This window comes from Desulfosarcina sp. (genome assembly GCF_033791525.1).
Classification (GTDB): domain Bacteria; phylum Desulfobacterota; class Desulfobacteria; order Desulfobacterales; family Desulfosarcinaceae; genus Desulfosarcina.
The window spans coordinates 1-5908 of sequence record NZ_JASJGN010000450.1 but is presented as its reverse complement, the minus strand read 5'-3'; the positions used below and the strand labels follow the sequence as shown (position 1 = coordinate 5908).

6 protein-coding genes are annotated in these 5908 nt (G+C 53.3%); 2 read left to right on the top strand and 4 right to left on the bottom strand.

Annotated features, from left to right (window positions below):
- Positions 1-150 precede the first annotated feature (150 nt).
- The 4 genes from QNK41_RS21305 to QNK41_RS21290 form a co-directional block, all read right to left on the bottom strand.
- The gene (locus tag QNK41_RS21305; RefSeq protein WP_319261350.1) at positions 151-759 is read right to left on the bottom strand and encodes a ferritin family protein; all 609 of its coding nucleotides are present in this window, start codon (positions 757-759) and stop codon (positions 151-153) included.
- A gap of 3 nt (positions 760-762) precedes the next feature.
- Positions 763-984, bottom strand: coding sequence for a rhodanese-like domain-containing protein (locus QNK41_RS21300; protein ID WP_319261347.1), 222 nt, complete (start codon positions 982-984; stop codon positions 763-765).
- Between the two features lie 167 nt (positions 985-1151).
- On the bottom strand, positions 1152-2909 hold the full coding sequence (locus QNK41_RS21295; RefSeq protein ID WP_319261344.1) for an ABC-ATPase domain-containing protein: 1758 nt from the start codon (positions 2907-2909) through the stop codon (positions 1152-1154).
- 338 nt (positions 2910-3247) lie between these two features.
- On the bottom strand, positions 3248-3952 hold the full coding sequence (locus QNK41_RS21290) for a LysM domain-containing protein (protein ID WP_319261342.1): 705 nt from the start codon (positions 3950-3952) through the stop codon (positions 3248-3250).
- Positions 3953-4216: 264 nt separating this feature from the next.
- On the opposite strand from QNK41_RS21290, the gene QNK41_RS21285 reads away from it, so the two are divergent.
- Positions 4217-4468 carry a cytoplasmic protein gene (locus tag QNK41_RS21285; RefSeq protein WP_319261339.1) on the top strand — a complete coding sequence of 84 codons (252 nt, stop codon included), beginning with the start codon at positions 4217-4219 and terminating at the stop codon, positions 4466-4468.
- Positions 4469-4490: 22 nt separating this feature from the next.
- Positions 4491-5690: an aminopeptidase gene (locus QNK41_RS21280; protein WP_319261335.1), complete on the top strand. Its 1200-nt coding sequence runs from the start codon at positions 4491-4493 to the stop codon at positions 5688-5690.
- Positions 5691-5908: the final 218 nt, after the last annotated feature.

Below are 5908 nucleotides of genomic sequence, written 5' to 3'. Positions count from 1 at the left end.
CTCAGTTTTTCTCATTGTGTTTACCTTCCAGGAAAGCTGGAGGACTTCAGATCCCGTGTTGTCAAGGGATCGCGGTAGCCGATTACAGCTTCACCCTTGACGCCTTGGCTCTGAAGCCCTCCAGCTTTTACAACGTTGGGGTGAAATGTCTCAGATCTTCTGCTCCAGCATGGAACCCAGCGAATGCAGATGGGCTTTTTCTTCATCCGCGATTTGGCAGAGGATCTTTTTGGCTTCGAGATCAACGCGCCTGTCGGCATACCGCAGGTAAAGATCCATGGCCTGGGCTTCCACCATCATTGCCAGACTGAGCACCTCTTCCGTCGTTTGCAGCCCGGACCGGTTTTGGGCGTTGAAATCATCAACTGTAAAACCGCCCTCCATAACATGGGAATCACTCTGGGCTTCAAAGGTTTCCTTGTCGACGGGGGTGTCCTCGATCGATCGGTATAGATTGAACAGGCGATCTTTATGGTTTGTCTCGATATCGGCCAATTGATTCAGCAACGCAGATACGTCCGGATCGTCCGTCGCCGCTGCGCTGGATGTATAGAACTGTCGTAAGGCCTCCTCCAGTGCGTAAGCCAGGCCGATAATCTCAGCGGGGCGCTCATTTCCTTTGAGCAAGGTCATGCCCATCTTTTCAGAACCCCTCACCGAATGCCCTTTCCAGGCCTTTATTCCACCCTTGAAATTGTTTACCGACTTGAATCCCTGCCCGGACAGGATTTGCGCAGCGGCACGGCTGCGTGCTCCCACGGCTCAATAAACGATGACGGGCTTTTCAGGATCCAGTTCCGCCACGCGGTTCAACAGCTGGGGCAAGGGGATCAATTTGCTGCCGGGGATGTGAGCCTTTTCGTACTCCCTGGGTTGCCGCACATCCAAAAGCGTATAGGTGCCTTCAGGCTGTGATTCGATAAACAATTCCACCTGCTTGGTGTCCATATGCGTGATGGGTGAAAACAAGTCTTTCCAGCGCATCGGTCAACCTCCTGATTGGTTAGTGGGTTGGTAGCGATTGGCCACATTTTGGGCACGTTCTTACCTTATGATCAGTCATGGTTGGGTTACCCTTCCGTAATTAACGAGTAAGGCCCGCATGAAGGATGTCAAGAAAAGGCATACCCTGCGATAAGCAATCGGCGGCCTCATTGTCCATCGACTTGAACGACAAGGCTGCGCAGGCGATTGATTGCGCCGGCCAGTTCAAGTAGGCGGGTCTCGGCAAAAAAGACGGGAGGAGACTGGGGGGGCTGTAGTACGTCCAGACCGTTTTCGCGGACCACATGGATCACCTTTCGAGCCAAAACGGCGGGGGAGCATGCCTTTGTCGCCAGATCCAATCGCCTGGCAAGAAGCAGGCAATAGCCGATGGTAAGCATCTGATCGGCATCAACGATCCCTTTCAGCGATCGAACATCGATCAAGTCTTTACCATACTCGATGATTTCGAGTTCCTGCCCCCGCAGTGCTTTGATTCGGACCGGCACCTGCTTGTTCATGCGTTCATTGATATAAAGCGGATCAAAATTGCCCGGTAACAGCTGTCGCCTGTCGAAAAGCGTCAACGGGCCTGCCGGCGGATGGGTTTGGGGAAGGTTGAGAGCCCTGGCCTCGGCAGTCATGTCAACCGGCTCATAATCTCGCATGGCAATGACATGGTCTGCCACCCCCAGGTAATCCGAGCTCCCACCCGCAATGATAACGGTACTTACCCGATGCTCTCCGTAAAGCTGGCGCACCCTGTCTAAAAGTGGCGTGATCGGGTCTTCCGGGATGAGTTTTCGCATATGCCGGTCCCGCATGAGAAAATTAGTGGCAGAGGAATCTTCATCGATGAGCAGGAGGTCGGCACCGGCCAGCATGCTCTCAACAATCGCGGCTGCCTCGGATGTGCTGCCGCTGGCATTTTCCGTGAAAAACATCCCGGGATCCGCCTTTTCCGGCAGGGCACTGATAAATGGTGAAATATCAAGCCCCTGAATGGAGCGGCCGTCTTCCGCACAGACCATCATTGCCTTTTTGCTGGCAACCACCCGCTCTCTGCCGTCACCGGCAACATGGGGATAAATCCCCTTGCCCGTGGCATTGAGAACGGTCGACTTGCCATGGAACCCGCCCCCGATCAACACGGTAACGCCTTTGCGGATGCCAAGGCCCCGTACTTTGCCTGTGTTCGGGAAATTAAGAACAACGGCTGCTTCGTCCGGCGCCCTGAAAGGAATGGCACCCCGGTTGGCCGGCTTGTCCGACACCCCTGACGCCCGTGGCAGTATCGACCCATCTGCAATAAACGCAACCAGGCCATCTTCTCCCAACCGGTCCTGCACATGCCGCATGTCCTCAACGAGTTCGCATTGCGCCCTGAGCCGCTGGCAATCGGATATATCATCTTTTACCCGCTCTACGATATTAACCAACTCCCCACAGAACATCGCCTCGACCTCACCGGCGAGCACCTTCTTTGATCGGCTGCCGGGAAGGCTGACCCGGAACAAAATCGATATTGCCGTTGCGTCAAACGTTATAGTATTCCTCGCTAGGATCTGCTGCGGCATTTCCGAACACTGGTAGGATCCGCTGCCGTCAACCCCTCTGTTCTGCCGTGCAAACATCTTTACCCCGCAGGTAAAGGACCGCAACACAAAGTCGGCGGCGGCCATGGATCTATCTTGATTTGACAGGGCCCACCCGGGCATGGGGTAAGCCGATGCCGGCAACTTGACTTCACACACCGACGCCGGCATGGCACCAGGGCTCCCCTGAATGTGTCGGAAACATAAAATGCAGTCATCCAGGGCAATGCAGGTATTTTTCAAACGCCTGTATGAGCCATAGGATTGCTGGTCCAGCCCCCGGAGGAAATCCTGAAAGTCAGTTTTCTTCATCTTTGTTTGGCCGGTCATTCTGCTACCTCCGGGACCGTCGAGACTGCAGGAAAACCAAGCGGTTCTGGCCATTTCAAGGGCAAGCGAGGTCGGGTCACGCCAACGTTGCGGCAACCAGACGCCGCCCACATTTTAATAGGGATTCTACCCTTATAAATGGCCGATTAAGCGCTTTTTACGAAACTCTCATGGTCGGGATAGTCTCCCTGATTGAACCCTCCCCGCGGCAAGCCGCGGGGAGGGTTCACCGTAGGGATATATATCGATTCCAGTTCGCTCACTAACCCCGCCGCCCCGATGAGCGGGATCTTTGCTTCGCGCCGAGAAGCGACTGGGAACGCATTCGCTATCGCGGTTCAATCGTCGGGTGAACTCACCGTGAGCGTCTGGCCCACATGGATCACCGTCTTTTCAGTCAATTTATTAATGGATCTCAGTTTTTTTACCGACAGGTTATACCGCCGGCTGATGCTGAAGAGGGTATCACCGGCAGCCACCGTGTGGGTCTTCACCGTCGCCGTCTTCTTCACCGTCGCCGTCTTCTTCACCGGTGGTGGGTTGGCCGAAGCAGCCGGCGGTGCAGCCCCCTTTTCAAGATTGCCGACCTTCTTCAGGGTTATGTCGGTTTTCTTTTGCAGGGCATCCAAGCTCATCGCCAGGTGGTCCATTCTCAGGGACATGGAGGCTTCCGATCGATCAAACCGGGTTTTAAACGTTTCAAACGACTTGGCTTGCTCCCAGATGCGGGTGACTTTTTCATCCACGCCATCGTATTTTTCCAGTCGCTGTTCCAGTAGTTCGATTTTCTGTTCCAGTGCGCTGAGGGTTGCCTGGTCGGTGGGTTCGTTGATGTTTGAAAAAAGAAGCATCACCAGCAGCACGACGCCGACGGCACCCGCGATGCCTATCCCCCAGTACAGATATCGCACCGGACTGCCCGAGAGAATGGTGGCCTTCTTCAAGCCTTTTTCCTTAAATGAAGCGTAGCCGTCATCCTCGTAATAGGGGTCGCTTTTCTCTGGTTTTGCAGCTTCGCCGTCTCCCGTATCTTTCCACTTCATTGCCGTGCCTCCACAGCGTCCGTTGAACTGATTATGAGGGGTTAGGAAATGCCCAATGAATTTACCTTTCTATAAACCAAAAGGGTAATGGACATCAACCCCAATTCCATTGTTTTTAACAGGCCGGAAACATTGTCCCGCTCATGCAGGCAACCGTCACGGCACCTGAATCGTCCCGTATAGCGGGCCGTGTCCGTATTGACCTGTCCACGCATTTCAATTATGGTTGATCGATCTTTTTCTTCTAACCCGCAGGAAATGACCATGGCTGATCACTCACACCGTTTTATTGAAGAATTCGATGGGTTTATCGGATTCGGTCTCAATCCTGAATCCGACATGGATGCCGTGACCTACTATCTTCAGAAATTTTCGGATGACCAGTTGATGACGCTGCTCAGAACGCGGCTAACGAACGAAGATCGCCAGGCCATTTTTGATTTGCTCTCCGGCTTGTTGCGTAAACACCTCACGGAGCCTGAATACCACCGCTATTTTTTAAAAGACAACCACTAATCAATGACCCCAGGGAAACAACATGCTCACCGACACGCAACTGAAACGCTATGCCGACGTATTGCTGTGGGGACTGACTACCGCACGCAGCAAGCCCTTTAAAAAGGGCGATGTGGTATTGGTCCGTTTTAACCTGGACGCGATTCGTCTGGCGGAAATCCTTGAAAGCAGGATTCTCGAAATGGGATTGAACCCGGTGCGCCGCATGAACCCGACCCCGAGGATGGAAAAGAATTTCTATGGTCTGGCCAACCGCCGCCAGTTGGTATTTGACCCGCCCGGGGAAGCGGAGCTGTATCGGAACCTCAATGGTTCCATTTTCCTCCACGCCCCGGCGTCAATTACCCATTTGAGCAGCATCGATCCGAAAAAGATCAGCCGGTTCACCCTTTCCAAAAAATTTTTGCGGGATATCCTTGAAAAACGCGAACAGGTCGGGCTTTTCAGCTGGACCCTGTGCATGCTTCCAACTGCTGAACTGGCTCACCACGCCGGTTTGGCCGACGGAGACTATGCCAAACAAATCGTCAAGGCCTGCTTTTTAAACCGGCGCGATCCGGTGAAACAATGGAAAACGGTGTTTAAAAATGCCGCGGTAATTAAACAGTGGATGAACAGCATGGCGGTAAAATACTACCATATCGAGTCCGCCAGGGTTGATCTTAAGATCACACCCGGTGAACAGCGACAATGGATCGGCATCTCAGGCCACAACATCCCCAGCTTTGAGTTGTTTGTCTCCCCGGATTGGCGGGGGACCAGCGGGGTGTATTATGCCGATCAGCCCTCTTACCGCAGCGGGAACCTGGTTAAAGGGGTGAAGCTGACCTTTAAAAAGGGGGTGGCCGTGGCCGCTCTTGCCAAATCCGGCAGCGAATTCATACAAAAGCAGCTGAAAATGGACCGCGGCGCGTCCAGGCTTGGCGAATTTTCTCTGACCGACAAGCGATTTTCAAAAATCAACCGGTTTATGGCCAGCACCCTGTTCGATGAAAATTACGGCGGCCGTTGGGGAAACTGTCATGTGGCCCTTGGCGCCAGCTATGCCGATACCTACAGCGGGAATGTGCAGTCGCTTACCAAAGAAAAGAAAGCCAGGCTGGGGTTCAATGATTCGGCGCTTCACTGGGACCTGGTCAACACCGAAAAGAAGCGGGTGGTAGCGCACCTGGCCGACGGACGCCGGACAACCATCTATGAAAATGGATGTTTTAATTATTGACGGATTCGTAAAAAGTCCAATATCTGCGTTACGCTTCATCCTTCGTCACTGCAGCGTACCGTAAGGACACCTCATTCCTCAGGATGGAACATGAATGTTCGCCGTAAGGATCTTGATCGGTTTTACATTCGCTCGCTTAAGCTCGCTTTCGCGGCCCGCAAGCCTTGATCTCGGGCTTTTTACAAATCCGTTGGAAATGAAACTTCTATGGTATGAAA

Coding starts and splice junctions, on each gene's coding strand:
- QNK41_RS21300 (WP_319261347.1), bottom strand. CDS start 984: ATGCGCTGGAAAGACTTGTTTTCACCCATCACGCATATGGACACCAAG.
- QNK41_RS21290 (WP_319261342.1), bottom strand. CDS start 3,952: ATGAAGTGGAAAGATACGGGAGACGGCGAAGCTGCAAAACCAGAGAAA.
- QNK41_RS21285 (WP_319261339.1), top strand. CDS start 4,217: ATGGCTGATCACTCACACCGTTTTATTGAAGAATTCGATGGGTTTATC.
- QNK41_RS21295 (WP_319261344.1), bottom strand. CDS start 2,909: ATGACCGGCCAAACAAAGATGAAGAAAACTGACTTTCAGGATTTCCTC.
- QNK41_RS21280 (WP_319261335.1), top strand. CDS start 4,491: ATGCTCACCGACACGCAACTGAAACGCTATGCCGACGTATTGCTGTGG.